At 50.6% G+C, this 14799-nt stretch carries 13 protein-coding genes; 4 read left to right on the plus strand and 9 right to left on the minus strand.

Translation table 11 applies throughout. The annotated features are described in order from the left end of the window. Positions 1 to 23 precede the first annotated feature (23 nt). Complete coding sequence (locus tag IX31_RS11070; protein WP_034458103.1) at positions 24 to 272, plus strand: helix-turn-helix domain-containing protein; 249 nt, start codon at positions 24 to 26, stop codon at positions 270 to 272. Then, entirely contained in the window at positions 273 to 1589 is a 1317-nt protein-coding gene (locus tag IX31_RS11075) for a type II toxin-antitoxin system HipA family toxin (RefSeq protein ID WP_034458105.1), read from the plus strand. It abuts the gene before it with no gap. Positions 1590 to 1628: 39 nt separating this feature from the next. Here IX31_RS11075 and ybaL read toward each other — a convergent pair whose 3' ends face one another. Continuing rightward, a complete protein-coding gene (ybaL, locus tag IX31_RS11080) occupies positions 1629 to 3290 on the minus strand; it encodes a YbaL family putative K(+) efflux transporter (protein ID WP_034458107.1) in 1662 nt (553 codons plus the stop codon). A gap of 221 nt (positions 3291 to 3511) precedes the next feature. Further along, positions 3512 to 4720, minus strand: coding sequence for an MFS transporter (locus IX31_RS11085; protein ID WP_034458108.1), 1209 nt, complete (start codon positions 4718 to 4720; stop codon positions 3512 to 3514). A 250-nt stretch (positions 4721 to 4970) separates the two neighbouring features. On the opposite strand from IX31_RS11085, the gene ushA reads away from it, so the two are divergent. Continuing rightward, complete coding sequence (gene ushA, locus IX31_RS11090; RefSeq protein ID WP_034458110.1) at positions 4971 to 6623, plus strand: bifunctional UDP-sugar hydrolase/5'-nucleotidase UshA; 1653 nt, start codon at positions 4971 to 4973, stop codon at positions 6621 to 6623. 80 nt (positions 6624 to 6703) lie between these two features. Here the strand turns inward: ushA and IX31_RS11095 are convergent, their stop codons facing one another. The 4 genes from IX31_RS11095 to copA form a co-directional block, all read right to left on the minus strand. Continuing rightward, entirely contained in the window at positions 6704 to 7591 is an 888-nt protein-coding gene (locus IX31_RS11095; RefSeq protein WP_034458112.1) for an AraC family transcriptional regulator, read from the minus strand. An 81-nt stretch (positions 7592 to 7672) separates the two neighbouring features. Next, a complete protein-coding gene (ybaK, locus tag IX31_RS11100; protein WP_034458114.1) occupies positions 7673 to 8152 on the minus strand; it encodes a Cys-tRNA(Pro)/Cys-tRNA(Cys) deacylase YbaK in 480 nt (159 codons plus the stop codon). Between the two features lie 323 nt (positions 8153 to 8475). After that, positions 8476 to 9282, minus strand: coding sequence for a TraB/GumN family protein (locus IX31_RS11105; RefSeq protein WP_034458115.1), 807 nt, complete (start codon positions 9280 to 9282; stop codon positions 8476 to 8478). Between the two features lie 88 nt (positions 9283 to 9370). After that, positions 9371 to 11878: a copper-exporting P-type ATPase CopA gene (gene copA / locus IX31_RS11110; protein ID WP_034458117.1), complete on the minus strand. Its 2508-nt coding sequence runs from the start codon at positions 11876 to 11878 to the stop codon at positions 9371 to 9373. A 108-nt stretch (positions 11879 to 11986) separates the two neighbouring features. On the opposite strand from copA, the gene cueR reads away from it, so the two are divergent. After that, entirely contained in the window at positions 11987 to 12388 is a 402-nt protein-coding gene (gene cueR, locus IX31_RS11115; RefSeq protein WP_034458119.1) for a Cu(I)-responsive transcriptional regulator, read from the plus strand. Positions 12389 to 12393: 5 nt separating this feature from the next. On the opposite strand, the gene IX31_RS11120 is transcribed toward cueR, so the two are convergent. From IX31_RS11120 to IX31_RS11130, 3 genes are all read right to left on the minus strand, one after another. Beyond that, positions 12394 to 12840 carry an NfeD family protein gene (locus tag IX31_RS11120; protein WP_034458121.1) on the minus strand — a complete coding sequence of 149 codons (447 nt, stop codon included), beginning with the start codon at positions 12838 to 12840 and terminating at the stop codon, positions 12394 to 12396. Then, positions 12837 to 13751 carry an SPFH domain-containing protein gene (locus IX31_RS11125; RefSeq protein ID WP_034459995.1) on the minus strand — a complete coding sequence of 305 codons (915 nt, stop codon included), beginning with the start codon at positions 13749 to 13751 and terminating at the stop codon, positions 12837 to 12839. Before IX31_RS11125 ends, IX31_RS11120 begins: the two co-directional genes overlap by 4 nt. Before the next feature lie 177 nt (positions 13752 to 13928). Further along, positions 13929 to 14783, minus strand: coding sequence for a co-chaperone YbbN (locus IX31_RS11130; protein ID WP_034458123.1), 855 nt, complete (start codon positions 14781 to 14783; stop codon positions 13929 to 13931). Between the last annotated feature and the right edge of the window lie 16 nt (positions 14784 to 14799).

A 14799-nucleotide genomic window follows, 5' to 3' on the forward strand; every position in this document is an offset into this window, starting at 1 on the left:
CGGTAAAAGGGGTAAGACGCAAAATGAAAATTACTTCTCCAGAACAGTTAGCCATTTTCCTGAAGGACACTCGCAAACAGGAAAAGCAAACGCAGGAAATGTTAGCTGAGAAAGTCGGTTTACGGCAGGATACAATCTCAAAATTTGAAAAAAATCCTACTAAAACGCAAATCGAGACTCTGTTTAAAATTCTATCTTCCATGAATATGGAGCTTCATATTGAGCCGAAAACCGGACATGGTCGTGCCGAGGCATGGAAAGAGGAGTGGTAGATGAAAAGTTTGTCCGTATTTATGAATGGATATCTGGTTGGAAAGTTGATGCAACAAGAGAACGGCGCTAATTTTTTTCAGTATGACGATAGCTGGCTAAATACCAGCGGCGCCCGTCCAATATCACTTTCCATGCCGCTGCGGGCAACAGAATATACGGGTGAAGTTGTTTTTAACTTTTTTGATAATTTGTTACCTGATAGCCGCGAAACTCGCGAGCGGATAGCCAGTCGCTATCAGACGAATTCTCTTCAGCCATTTGATTTACTCTATGAAATTGGTAGGGATTGCGTAGGTGCTCTGATACTACAACCGCCAGATGAGGCTATTCAGAATATAGAGAAAATAGATGGCGAGGTACTTGATAGCGAAGAACTCGAAATCATTCTGACTGGCTATTTGAATTACTCCCGTTACCGGCAACAAGAAGTGCGCGATTTTCGTATTTCAATCGCAGGGGCACAAGAAAAGACGGCATTGCTTCGCTATCAGGATTGCTGGCAATTACCTAAAGGCATTACACCGACTACCCATATATTCAAATTGCCCGTTGGCGAAATCCAGGGGCATAGCTTTACGTTAGACCTGCGTGAAAGTGTCGAAAATGAGTGGCTCAGTATGTTATTGGCGAGGTTGTACGGGCTGGAGGTAGCAGATTGTGAAATCGTTGCCACCCAGAACACCAAGGCGTTAGCGGTAAAACGCTTTGATCGTCGTTTTGTTAGTAATAATTGCTGGATCGCCCGTTTGCCACAGGAAGATATTTGCCAGGCGCTTGGCATCTCATCAACCAAAAAATATGAAAGTGACGGCGGCCCGGGGATTTCTGTGATCATGAAGTTTTTATTAGGCTCTGATCGTGCTGAAAAAGATCGCGATAACTTTATGCGTAGCCATATTCTTTTCTGGTTATTAGCTGCGAGTGACGGTCATGCCAAAAACTATTCAGTCTCGATTATGCCGGGTGGAGGATACTGCCTCACGCCGCTATACGATATTATGTCCTGTTATCCACTTATTGGTGGGGATGGTCTTGCGAAACAGGATATCAAAATGGCGATGGCGTTGGCTTCAACAGGGAAAGGAAAAAAATATGAATGGAATATGATCTTTCCACGCCATTTCCTGGCAACAGCTAAAAAATGTGGTTTTAGTGAGTCCCGCATGACGGAGTTGATTGAGGAGTTTTACATAAAAACACCAGAAGTACTCAAGCAGGCAAGAGAATTGCTTCCTGCGACATTCCCTGAGCATATCAGTGATGCAATATTTAATGGTGTGGAAAACGCGGTCCGTCGCCTTGCCAAATTAAATTAGAGTGGGTTGAACCCACTCTAAAACATCCCCCATGACGACTTACTGAGCGGTTGAATGTTCCAACAATCCCATCATGGTATTGGCTATCTCACGCTCACCCATCACGACCCGATTGGCACCACGTTCGGTGATGTAATCCACTTCGTCGTCATAATGAGCACGGGCAATAATCTCGACATCCGGGCATTTTGCACGCGCTGCGGCAACGATTTCACCCGCCTCGTAGCCATTAGGAATCGTTAGCAATAACCACCGTGCGCAATCCAGGTGGGCAAGATTCATGATCTCTTCATTGGCTGCATTGCCGAGTACGGCTCGAATCCCACGTTCACGTAGCTCATCGACCCTGCTGCGAGATGTTTCAATCACCACCAGCGGAATGCCCTGGGCCAGCAATTTCTCACCCAGCAAGCTGCCTACACGCCCAAAACCAACCAGCAACGCATGATGGCAAATATCGACCGGAATTTGCTTCTCGTCTTCGATAGCTTCTTCCAGCGTCTGCTCTTCCAGCGTTTCGGTTTTTGCGAGGTAGCGCTCAAGTATCGCAAACAATATTGGATTGAGCATAATCGACAGAATTGCTCCCGCCAGTACCAGATTTTGCCCGGTCTGCGGCAGCAGATTTAGTGCCATGCCGAGACCTGCAAGGATAAAGGCGAACTCACCAATTTGCGCAAGGCTTGTGGCGATGGTTAATGCCGTGCGTTGCGAGTGGCCAAACAGGCGTACCAGAAAGAAGGCAGCTAGCGACTTACCGAAGACGATGATCGCAACCGTGCCCAGTACCGCGAGAGGTTCCTGAATGAGAATTAATGGGTCGAACAACATGCCGACGGAGACAAAGAACAGCACGGCAAATGCATCACGTAGTGGTAGCGTGTCGTGTGCTGCGCGATGGCTTAACTCAGACTCATTGAGCACCATGCCAGCAAAGAACGCACCCAAAGCAAAGGAAACATCAAACAGTTCGACGGCACCAAAAGCAATGCCCAGCGCTAACGCAAGAACAGCCAGTGTGAATAGCTCACGTGAACCGGTTGCGGCACTACGCGCCAGAATCCACGGCACCACACGGCGGCCAACAATCAGCATAATGGCAATAAACGCCACGACTTTACCGATAGTCAGACCTAAATCGAGCGTCAGAGTCGCAAAGCCAACGTCACCTTTCTCCATCATTCCGGCGACAGCTGGCAGCAGAACCAGCGTTAAAACCATTACCAGGTCTTCAACAATCAGCCAGCCAATGGCGATTTGCCCGCGCTGGCTATCAATGAGTTGCCGTTCTTCAAGCGCGCGTAACAGCACCACGGTACTGGCGGTGGAAAGACATAGTCCAAATACGATGCCGGTCATCAGCGACCAGCCCATCAATGATGAAAGCGCCATTCCCAGTAGCGTCGCCACACCAATCTGGGCGATAGCTCCGGGGATGGCGATGGCCTTTACCGCCATCAAATCCTTCAAAGAGAAATGCAAACCTACGCCAAACATCAGCAGAATCACACCAAGCTCTGCCAGTTCAGGTGCGAGTTTAGTATCTGCAACAAAGCCTGGCGTAAAAGGGCCGGCAAGTACCCCAGCTAGTAAGTAGCCCACCAAGGGTGATATGCGAAGTTTGTTAGCGAGCATACCGAGCAAAAAGGCCAGTACAAGGCCGCCGACAATGGTGGTGATAAGCGGGGTGGCGTGGTGCATTCCGTCTCCTTTCGTAAGCAATAGGTCCAATAAATCAAATTATCTACTTCAGTTTATGACAATTTTTTAATTGGTTGGGGAAAAAATAAGTGAATTTTTTATAAAAGGCGCGTTTGGACAAATAAATTGTCCTGAGAAGGGTTTTACACAATTAATGGATAACTAGTGCAGCAGAATATGGGGATGAGGGCAGGCCAATGCAATGCATTGGCCTGGATAAATCAGGATTTGTGGCGATTATCAGGGAGGAATATGGTCAATATACCCAGTAGAGGTAAGAAGGCACATATTTTATAGACTAATTCGATACTTGTATGGTCAGCCACGAGTCCGAGAACCGCAGCACCCAGTCCGCCCATCCCAAAGGCGAAACCGAAAAATAGCCCGGAAACCATGCCGATACGCCCTGGCATCAACTCTTGCGCGTAAACTAAAATCGCTGAAAACGCGGAGGCAAGAATAAAGCCGATAATCACGGTCAGGATCCCGGTCCAGTACAACGAAACATACGGCAGGAAAAGGGTAAATGGCGCGACACCCAGGATTGACCCCCAGATAACGTATTTGCGACCAATTTTATCCCCCACTGGCCCACCAATTACTGTGCCGGCCGCTACTGCAAACAGGAAGGCAAATAGATGGAATTGGGCATTTTGCACCGATAAACCGAATTTGTGCATCAGGTAAAAGGTGTAATAGCTGCTAATACTCGCCATATAAAAATACTTGGAGAAAATGAGTACCAGCAATACAGATACCGCCTGAATGACTTTTTTGCGCGGCAGTGGGTTAACGACAGGTGCAGCCGTTTTACCTTTCGCCATGCGATGTTGCGCGGCATACCAACGGCTAATTTGCAGCAAGACGATAATTGCCAACAGAGCGGCCAACACAAACCAGCCGACATTACCTTTGCCGTACGGAGCGATAATCAGCGCAGCCAGCAACGGTCCTAAAGAGCTACCAAAGTTGCCACCAACCTGGAACAGCGACTGCGCCAGGCCGTGACGGCCACCGGACGCCATACGCGCGACACGGGATGATTCCGGGTGGAAAACAGAAGAACCGGTTCCCACAAGCCCGGCAGCCAGCAGCACCATCGGGAAACTGCCTGCCATTGCCAGAATAACTAACCCGCAAAGTGTGAAGCACATACCAATCGGTAACGACCACGGCATCGGGTATTTGTCGGTGTAGTATCCTACCACCGGTTGAAGGAGCGATGAGGTCACCTGGAAGGTCAGCGTTATCATCCCAATCTGCACAAAGCTCAGAGAGAACTCGCTCTGGAGTAGCGGGTAGAGCGCCAGAATAAGTGACTGAATCATATCGTTGAGCAAATGGGAGAGGCTAATTGCCCCCAGAATGCCAAACGCGGTGCGAGCCTTTTTAGGCTCCGGCGATGCGAGAGTTTGTTCCGAGATTGCCATAAATACCTGTAATTAATAGATGGATTGTTTTTTTAGCCCAGTTCACTGATGGAACCGTAGGAAATCATTACCCAGCTAACATACCTTCTGGGAAGAGTTGAATAAAGTCACAATCATGAAAAGTTATTTGTCTATACTCGTCATACTTCAAGCTGCAGGGGCATTGGCTGCAACTCGAATTATTTAGAGTATATGCGAATTGGTATCTGCTATTGGTGCGGAAGTATTTTTTTGAATATGGAGATTTGCAATGAAGTTTGCCGTGAAAGGGGTGACCACAGCACTGCTGATGGCAGTCAGTCTGACCAGCGCATCTGCGCTGGCCTGGGAAAAAGATAAAACTTATAACATCACCATTCTACACACTAACGATCACCACGGTCATTTCTGGCGCAATGAACACGCGGAATATGGCCTGGCTGCGCAGAAAACTCTGGTGGATAGCATTCGTAAAGAGGTTGCCGAAAAGGGCGGAAGTGTTCTGCTACTTTCTGGTGGCGACATCAATACCGGTGTACCTGAATCAGACTTACAGGATGCAGAACCTGATTTTCGTGGCATGAATCTGATTGGTTATGACGCGATGGCAATCGGCAACCACGAATTCGACAAACCGCTGACCGTGTTACGCCAGCAAGAAAAGTGGGCTAAATTCCCGCTGCTTTCGGCCAACATTTACCAGAAAAGCACCGGTGAGCGTCTATTTAAGCCTTGGGCCATCTTTAAGCCACAGGGCATTAAAATTGCGGTTATCGGTTTAACCACTGACGACACCGCGAAAATTGGCAACCCGGAAAACTTCACCGATATCGAATTCCGTAAACCTGCCGACGAAGCCAAACTGGTGATTCAGGAACTGCAAACAACTGAAAAACCGGACGTGCTAATCGCGGCAACCCATATGGGCCACTATGACAATGGCGACCACGGCTCTAACGCGCCGGGCGATGTGGAAATGGCTCGCAGCCTCCCTGCAGGTGCGTTGACGATGATTGTCGGCGGGCACTCGCAAGATCCGGTCTGCATGGCGGCAGAAAATAAAAAGCAGGTGGATTACGTGCCTGGCACGCCATGTGCGCCGGATCAGCAAAACGGTATCTGGATTGTGCAGGCACATGAGTGGGGCAAGTATGTCGGCCGTGCTGATTTCGAATTCCGTAATGGCGAGATGAAACTGGTGCATTACCAGCTTATCCCTATCAACCTGAAGAAGAAAATCACCTACGATAACGGTGAAAGTGAGCGCGTACTTTACACGCCACAGATCCCAGAAAACCAGCAAATGCTCTCACTGCTAACGCCATTCCAGAATAAAGGCCAGGCTCAGCTGAATGTGAAAGTCGGCAGCGTAAATGGCCACATGGAAGGGGATCGGAGCAAAGTGCGCTTCGTGCAAACCAACCTGGCGCGCCTGTTGCTGGCTGCTCAAATGGACCGGACCGGTGCCGACTTTGCTGTGATGAGCGGTGGTGGTATTCGTGATTCGATTGAAACCGGCGATATCACTTACAAAGATGTGCTGAAGGTTCAGCCGTTTGGTAACACGGTGGTTTATAGCGATATGATGGGCAAAGAAGTCACCGAATATCTCAGTGCCGTAGCGCAGAAGAAACCAGATTCTGGTGCTTACCCGCAGTTTGCGAATGTCAGCTTTGTGGCAACAGCTGCCGGCTTGCAGGATCTGAAAATCAAAGGTGAGCCGGTTGACCCTGCGAAAACCTACCGTATGGCCACGTTAAACTTTAACGCCTCCGGCGGTGATGGCTATCCTGCTATCGATAAAAAACCGGGATATGTGAACACTGGTTTTGTGGATGCAGAGGTGCTGAAGCAATATATCGAGAAAAATTCTCCACTTGATGTGAATGCTTATGAACCGAAAGGTGAGGTGAGCTGGCAGTAAGGGAATTTGTAGGATGTCGTTACGCTAATCTACAAGGTCGCTTTTGTAGGGCGATTAGCGGAAACGACATCCATTATTCTTTATTTCAACGGCAGTAAAATATCCGTCTGCTGCGCATGCTCGGGATGGTTTTTATCAAGCTCGAGGTAACGGAAATAGACTGGAAAATCGCGTAACTCCTCACCGCTGTTTGGTAGCCACTGGCGGTAAAGATAATAAACGCTATCGCTGATTCGTTCATAAGCGCCAACGTGGCGCACCACTGCACAACGCCCGCCGGGTAGTGTTTTACTGATAACGCCCTGAGGGTTTTCAGGAACCTGGCCGTTTGCCTCCGGGTTTAGCTCTCCGCATACATCAAAACGAAATTCATCGCCTGGTGTCGTGTGGGGATCATTCCACGGCACACCGTAAGTCCCTTGTGTACTGTAATCTGAAAGCCCTGATGCTTTGCGCCATTCAATAAACGTTGCGACCGTATTATTGACGAGCATAGGATCGCCAAGATGCTCAAGCACCGCCACTGCCATCGGTTCGACAGTAATGATTTTCACATCCATATTTTTTAACCTCTGCTGGTTTTCACGTCCGGGAAATTGAAAATGCACATGCCAGTCAACCCAAACAGGATCTTTACGAAACTCGCTGGGTGTCAGGCCGAAGGTATTTTTAAAGGCTCGAGAAAATGATTCGGGATTTTCAAACCCGGCATCCAGGGCAATGTTAATCACTCTTTCCTGCGGATTTTTCACTAACTGGAAAGAGGCCCTTTTTAGCCGCATCAGCGTGATATAACGGCTAACGCTGATTCCGCAAAACTGACTAAATTGCCGGTGAAAATGAAAACGCGAAAAACAGGCGACTTCACTCAGTTGCTCGACCGTTAATTGGCCATCCAGATGCTGTTCAATCCAGGCAATTACTTGCTCGAAACGTTGGGCATACAGTTGGTGTCTTGCGCTCGTCATCACTCCTCCCTCAAGGCTTTCACTTTGCCAGTAACATAAAAGAGAGTCCTGACTGAAATTGCTCTTTTGGAAGGATCTTTGTTAATCGCGACGGGCAATTTCTGCAAAAGTGGCATTGAGCAATTTTGCGAGATCTGCGGCGGCCAGTTCGATATCCAGCCCGCGTTTACCGCCGGAAACATAGATAGATGTGAACGATTGTGCAGGGGCGTCGATAACTGTTGGCAGGCGCTTCTTCTGCCCCAGTGGACTAATACCACCGACCAGATAACCGGTAATGCGCTGCGCCACCATAGGATCGGCCATATCCACCTTTTTGGCACCCAATGCTTTTGCCACTTTTTTCAAGTCCAGTTGCCCGGAAACTGGCGTAACAGCAACCGCCAACTGTTTCATATCCCCGTTGATAGCAACAAGCAGCGTTTTGTAGACCTGCTCGGCATTCAGGCCGAGTTTGCGCACCACTTCATCACCAAAGTTTGTTTCGCTTGGGTCGTGGTCGTAAGCATGTATCTGAAATGGAACACGGTTTTTTTCGAGAAGTTTTACGGCGGGTGTCATGGAACCTTCTTAGTGAATTTGTCTGATATACGCACAAATTAATAAACAGGGTTATATGTATTCCTAATATTATAATGACACGTAATAGTGTTGGCGTTAATCGTTACATTGAGCGACAATTCTCTATCTGGTCGTTTATTCGGCCAGAATAATTACAACAATATATAAATTCCTCTTTGACGGGCCAATAGCGATATTGGCCGTTTTTTTATCCTCCGTCATACTTTCAGTTACCCCTTTGTTGGCTACACTCACTCACCCGAATCACTTACGGGAGTAAGCTCATCGGGCTTCGTTCACTTGCCGCCTCGATGTAACTGGAACTATTTAGGGGGATTTTTCAGAAGCCCTGGCAAATTTCCCTCACCGTAAAGATGCAGTGCTCCGACTGCCACAATGTAGCGTCCGGCTGGAAGTTGCTGCAAGAAATGCAGCCACTGAAGGTTACGTTGATGCATAAGAACATCGTATAACTCATCGCCAAATGTATTGGGAAGCTGCACTTTCCCACTTTGCGGTGGCGACTCCAGCCACCAGCTAATCATCGTTTGCAGCAAACGGGCATTGGTGTGCCAGTGGGTGAGCGTATCGGTTAATAACGGCATGCCGCCATCAGGCAGGCGGGTGAGAATATCCACCTGATGCTGCGCACCTTCCAGTTCAATAATCGGTACTGCCTGCGCCTTCGCGGCTTCCAGCAACTGAAAATCAATCCCAAAATCGGCTCGTAATCCCAGTCGTTGCGCCTGGTAGGCCTGTAGCACCAGTGCAATTTGCCAGGCAGGTTGATTATCGATTTGGCTCAGGGGAATACCTAACTCCTGGATTAACGACATAATCTGCGCCCAGTTATCAGGGGAAAGTCGCTCTTCAAGCGGGAGTTCATCGGGATTATTCGGGAACGGGGAACCGCCTTCTGATATGTCGGCTTCAACAATAAGCGCATCGGAATTGTTAAGTTTATCGATAAGCTTGCTCGACAGCGGCGCCATATCGCGCGTACCCATATGAATGCTGCCGACAAGGTGAAGATGGCGATCTCCGGGTAGTACAATATCCAGAGCAGGCCAGGGATATTGGGTGTTCGAAAGGCTTGAAAATAATGCGGTAATTCGCGATAGCAGACCCATTTGCAGATTCCCTGGCTAAAAAGTCATGCTACCGCTGCGATGAGTCTGGTGCAAATTTCCCCACGTGGGATTGCGTGGGGAAGGTGAGTTAGTCTTTTGGTTTAAAACGCAATAAACGGTTGGCGTTACTGACCACAGTAATGGATGAAAGTGCCATTGCAGCGCCTGCAACAACTGGGTTAAGCAGCGTTCCGGTTAGCGGATACAAAATCCCTGCGGCAATTGGGATACCCAGCGTATTGTAGATAAACGCCCCGACCAGGTTCTGCTTCATGTTACGCAAAGTTGCTTTAGAGATCGCCAGCGCATCAGCCACGCCAACCAGGCTGTGACGCATCAACGTAATCGCCGCAGTTTCGATAGCAACATCACTACCGCCACCCATTGCGATACCCACTTCAGCTTGTGCTAAAGCAGGTGCATCGTTGATACCATCGCCAACCATTGCAACTTGTCGCCCTTGTTGTTGCAGATTTTTAATCGCTTCGGCTTTGCCATCAGGCAATACGCCAGCAATCACCTCGTCGATGCCCGCTTCTTTAGCAATCGCGTTTGCGGTAGTTGGGTTATCGCCGGTCAACATCACCAGACGGTAGCCATTACGGTGCAAGCGTTGCAACGCACTGATACTGTCGGCACGCAGTGGGTCGCGGATGGCGAGCAGGGCGACCAGTTTCCCGTCGACCGCCAGCAGCACTGGCGTTGCGCCACGGCTTGCCTGCGCTTCTATTTCAGCCGCCATCGGGCTGGTATTCACATTTTGCTCATCGAGCAGCGCTTTATTGCCGAGCAGCAACTGATGCCCTTCGGTTTCGCCGCTAACACCCAGGCCACGCAAAGTGCGGAAGGCATTCACCAGCGGCAATTCAGCACCGTCAGCTTTATCAAGAATAGCGCGGGCGAGCGGGTGGCTTGAGCCTTGCTCCAGCGCTGCGGCCAGCCTTAACGCATCAGCCTCAGACCAGTCGTTATAGGTTACGACTGCGACCACCTGTGGTTTGCCTTCGGTCAGCGTGCCGGTTTTATCAAACACAATAGTATCGAGCGTGCTGGCGCGTTGTAGGGCATCGGCATCACGCACTAATACGCCAAACTCAGCGGCACGGCCCACGCCGGAAATAATCGACATCGGCGTTGCCAGACCAAGCGCACAAGGACAGGCGATGATCAGCACCGTGGTGGCAATCACCAGCGTATAAACGATTTGCGGCGCGGGGCCGAAGAAGTACCAGATGGCGGCGCTAAACAGGGCAATCAGAACCACCACCGGCACAAACACCGCCGAAATTTTATCGGCAAGCTGGCCGATTTCAGGCTTGCTGCTTTGTGCCTGGCGCACCATACGAATAATGCGCGAAAGCGTGGTGTGGTTGCCGGTTGCTGTGGCGCGGAACAGCACGCTGCCATCCTGCACAACAGTCCCTGCATGAATCTGCTCATCAGTGGATTTTTGCTGCGGCACCGGCTCGCCGGTCAGCATCGCTTCATCAAACCAGGCTTCGCCCTGGGTGATTTCGCCGTCGACGGGAACGCGATCCCCGGTTGTTAAACGCAAGATCATTCCGGCGGTGACTTCAGCCAACGGCAGCGTTTTTTCACCCTCTTCGGTGACGACTCGTGCGGTCGGTGGCGTTAAATCCAGCAGGCGCTCCAGCGCTTTAGAAGAGCGTTGGCGAGCACGTTGTTCCAGCATATGCCCGAGATTTATCAGGCCGATAATCATCGCGCTGGCTTCGTAATAGAGATGGCGAGCTTCCATCGGGAAGTGCTGCGGCCAGATATTCACGGTGATGGAATAAATCCACGCGGCACCGGTTCCCAGCGCGACCAGCGTGTCCATGGTGGCGGTTTTATTGAGCAAACTGCGCCAGGCGCTGCGATAGAAATGCCCACCGGCGAACACCATCACGCCTAACGTGACGATCCCGATTGCCAGCCACAACGAACGGTTGTCGTCGGTGACCATCATGTTGTCGCCGAACATGCCCCACACCATCACCGGAATACCAACGGCAAGGGCTAAAATCGCCTGCCAGCGGAAGCGTTTAACGGCGGCGTTGGCGGTCTCTTGCTGACGTTCGCGGCGTTTCGCATCATCTTCGATGGCTTCCGCCCCGTATCCGACGCTTTCCACCGCTTTAACTAAAGATTCGGCAGAGGCAGAGCCCATAATCAGGGCGCTGCGCTCGGCAAGGTTTACCCGTGCCAGGCTGACTCCAGGGACGTTTTGCAACGCACTTTGTACCCGGGTCACGCAACTGGCGCAGCTCATTCCGTTGATTAACAACTGTTGGCTATCGTCGTCATCAACGGTGGCTGCCGGAAGCGAAGGAGATGCCGCTGTCAGTGCTTCCGACGGGGTTGATGACTCTGTCAGCGGATCAGACTTTGGGTGGCTGGCCGCCGTCGCGTCGTATCCCGCTTGTTTCACTGTATTGATCAGTTCGTCAACGGACGCCGTGCCCGTTACGCTTGCGTGAGTTTGTGTGACTTCGGCCTGCTCAACGTCAGGACGTTGTTCCAGGCTTTCTTTTACGCGTTTAACGCAATGGCCGCAGGTCAGGCCATCAAGATTTAAATCTATAACGTGAGACATCATCAGACTCCTGTATGATCGTGAGGATAAATATTGACCGTCGTAATTATTTCGATTACTTGTGATGAAGGTTAAACCTTCCATCAAGGGGAAGGTCAAGGAGGAAATGTGAATATTAGTGATGTCGCGAAAAAAACCGGCTTAACCAGCAAAGCGATTCGTTTTTACGAAGAGAAAGGGCTGGTGACCGCGCCGCTTCGTGCTGAAAACGGCTACCGTAGCTATACGCAAAAGCATCTTGATGAACTGACATTGCTGCGCCAGGCGCGACAGGTCGGGTTTAATCTTGAAGAGTGCCGCGAACTGGTCAACTTGTTCAATGACCCGGCGCGACACAGTGCAGATGTGAAAACCAGAACGCTGCAAAAAGTGGCCGATATTGATAAACACATCAGCGAATTGCAGGCGATGCGCCAGCATTTGCTCGCGCTTGCCGAATCCTGCCCCGGAGATGACAGCTCAGAATGCCCAATCATCGACAATCTTTCGGGCTGCTGTCACCGCCAGTAGCAAGTTTAAAGTGCCTTCACCTTCAAGGTAATGCCTTCAACGGCGAGCACCACCACTTCGGTACCTGCCGCTAAATCGCTATCTGCCATCACCGGCCATGAGCTATCCGCAACCCGCACATGGCCGCGGCCATTTACCAACGGGGCTTCAAGACGCAAACGCCTGCCGATAAGCTGGTGACCGCGCTGATTAAGCACTTCGCCGGGTTCTTGTTGCTTGCGCGTCGACAGCCAGCGCCACCACAAAAAGGCGGCAACCAGCGTCAGAATAGCAAAGCAAACGCCTTGCCATTCCCAGCCTAGCGGCACAATCCACACCAGCAGACCAGTCAGCACAGCCGCAACGCCGCTCCATAACAAATAACCGCTGGCACCGAGCATTTCAGCCGCCAACAACAGGCCGCCAAGTGTCAGCCAGAAGATATGCGCGTGAGCAAACAGCAGGGCTATCATTTTTTACGCTCGGTACCGCTTTGTGCGATAAGTTCGCTAATCCCGGCAATCGACCCCATCAGGCTGGTGGCGTCGAGCGGCATCAGCACCACTTTGCTGTTATTGGCCGAACCAATCTGTTGCAGCGCATCGGTATATTTCTGGGCAACGAAGTAGTTAATGGCCTGGATATCCCCTTTAGCGATAGCCTCAGACACCATTTGCGTCGCGCGGGCTTCCGCTTCAGCACTACGTTCACGGGCTTCTGCTTGCAGGAATGCAGACTGACGCTCACCTTCGGCTTTCAGGATTTTCGACTGCTTGTCGCCTTCAGCTTTGACGATTTCCGCCTGACGAATACCTTCAGCTTCCAGAATATACGCACGTTTGGTACGTTCGGCTTTCATCTGCGCATTCATCGCGTCAATCAGTTCAGCTGGTGGGCGCACGTCACGAATCTCGATACGGGTGATTTTTATGCCCCACGGATTGGTGGCTTCATCAACGATATGCAGCAGGCGGGTATTGATGTTGTCGCGCTGCGAAAGCATTTCATCGAGCTCCATAGAACCCAAAACGGTACGAATATTCGTCATGGTGAGGTTTATTATGGCCAGCTCAAGATTGCTGACCTCATAAGCGGCGCGCGGGGCGTCAACGACTTGAATAAAGCACACCGCGTCGATGGCGACGTTGGCGTTATCTTTAGAGATGACTTCCTGGGATGGGATGTCGAGGACTTGCTCCATCATATTGATTTTGCGGCCAATGCGGTCCATAAACGGCACCACAAGGCTCAAGCCCGGCATCAGGGTTTTGGTGTAACGGCCAAAGCGCTCCACGGTCCATTGGTAGCCCTGCGGCACGATTTTTACCCCGGCGCCAACGATAATTAGCGCCACGAGGATCAGTACGGGAATGACGATTAGCATCAAAAAAACCTCCATTGTTTATTTGATGTAAGTCTACCCCTTAACGCAGAAACATTCAGTGACTTCCCTGTCTGTAATGTTTCATTTATTTATTCATTTCAAACACGGTGGATGGCAACCGGCGTGGCGTAGGTCGGGTAAGGCGCAAGCCGCCACCCGACGCTTCCCAAAGTAAGATCAATACAGCAAAGAATAGAGCTGGCGGCGATATTTAGAAGCCAACGCATCGCCCGTTCCGAGCGCGGCAAGAATTTCCATCATCATTTTGCGCACTTGCCCGTCTGCCGCACCGAGGTCTTTTTTCAGATGGGTAAACAGCAGTTCCAGCGCTTCTTCATTACGCCCGACCTGATGCAGTTGCAGCGCCAGTTGGCTGGCTAGCAGGGCATTTTGTGGATCTTGCTCAACTTGCTGTTGCAGCAACTGGATCTCTGGAGTGTCAGCCGCTTGCTTGAGCAGATCGATCTGCGCAACCAGGCCCAAATAACGCGTATCCTGATCCTGCAACGGAATAGTTTTCAGTACCGCTTCCGCATCTTCACTACGGTTCAGCGCAATTTGCACTTCCGCCAACAGCAGGCCGATTTCGCTCGCCTGGTTGGAAAGTTGCCACGCGTCTTTCAGCAACGGCAGCGCTTCTGTGTGTTTACCTTCTTGCATCAGCATCATGGCTTCTTGCGCTTTCAGCTCTTCTTCACGCGGCAGAACTTTTTCCAGCAACGCGCGAATCGCTTCTTCTGGCTGTGGCCCCTGGAAGCCGTCCACTGGCTGCCCGTTCTGGAACAGGTAAACCGTTGGAATGCTGCGTAAACCAAACTGTGATGCGACCATTTGCTCAGCATCACAATCCACTTTGGCAAGAATAAACTGGCCCTGATACTGCGCGGCGAGCTTATCCAGAACCGGTGTTAATTGCTCACAGTGTTGACTACGTGCAGACCAGAAGTAGAACAGAATTGGCGTAGTAACGGACTGTTCCAGCGTCTGGTGTAGGTTCGCTTCGGTAATGTCGATATTGTATTGGGCAGACATAAATCAATTCCTTATA

This window comes from Buttiauxella noackiae, assembly GCF_000737905.1.
In the GTDB taxonomy this organism is placed as follows: domain Bacteria; phylum Pseudomonadota; class Gammaproteobacteria; order Enterobacterales; family Enterobacteriaceae; genus Buttiauxella; species Buttiauxella noackiae.

Coding starts and splice junctions, on each gene's coding strand:
- IX31_RS11070 (WP_034458103.1), top strand. CDS start 24: ATGAAAATTACTTCTCCAGAACAGTTAGCCATTTTCCTGAAGGACACT.
- IX31_RS11075 (WP_034458105.1), top strand. CDS start 273: ATGAAAAGTTTGTCCGTATTTATGAATGGATATCTGGTTGGAAAGTTG.
- ybaL (WP_034458107.1), bottom strand. CDS start 3,290: ATGCACCACGCCACCCCGCTTATCACCACCATTGTCGGCGGCCTTGTA.
- IX31_RS11085 (WP_034458108.1), bottom strand. CDS start 4,720: ATGGCAATCTCGGAACAAACTCTCGCATCGCCGGAGCCTAAAAAGGCT.
- ushA (WP_034458110.1), top strand. CDS start 4,971: ATGAAGTTTGCCGTGAAAGGGGTGACCACAGCACTGCTGATGGCAGTC.
- IX31_RS11095 (WP_034458112.1), bottom strand. CDS start 7,591: ATGACGAGCGCAAGACACCAACTGTATGCCCAACGTTTCGAGCAAGTA.
- ybaK (WP_034458114.1), bottom strand. CDS start 8,152: ATGACACCCGCCGTAAAACTTCTCGAAAAAAACCGTGTTCCATTTCAG.
- IX31_RS11105 (WP_034458115.1), bottom strand. CDS start 9,282: ATGGGTCTGCTATCGCGAATTACCGCATTATTTTCAAGCCTTTCGAAC.
- copA (WP_034458117.1), bottom strand. CDS start 11,878: ATGTCTCACGTTATAGATTTAAATCTTGATGGCCTGACCTGCGGCCAT.
- IX31_RS11120 (WP_034458121.1), bottom strand. CDS start 12,840: ATGATAGCCCTGCTGTTTGCTCACGCGCATATCTTCTGGCTGACACTT.
- IX31_RS11125 (WP_034459995.1), bottom strand. CDS start 13,751: ATGCTAATCGTCATTCCCGTACTGATCCTCGTGGCGCTAATTATCGTT.
- IX31_RS11130 (WP_034458123.1), bottom strand. CDS start 14,783: ATGTCTGCCCAATACAATATCGACATTACCGAAGCGAACCTACACCAG.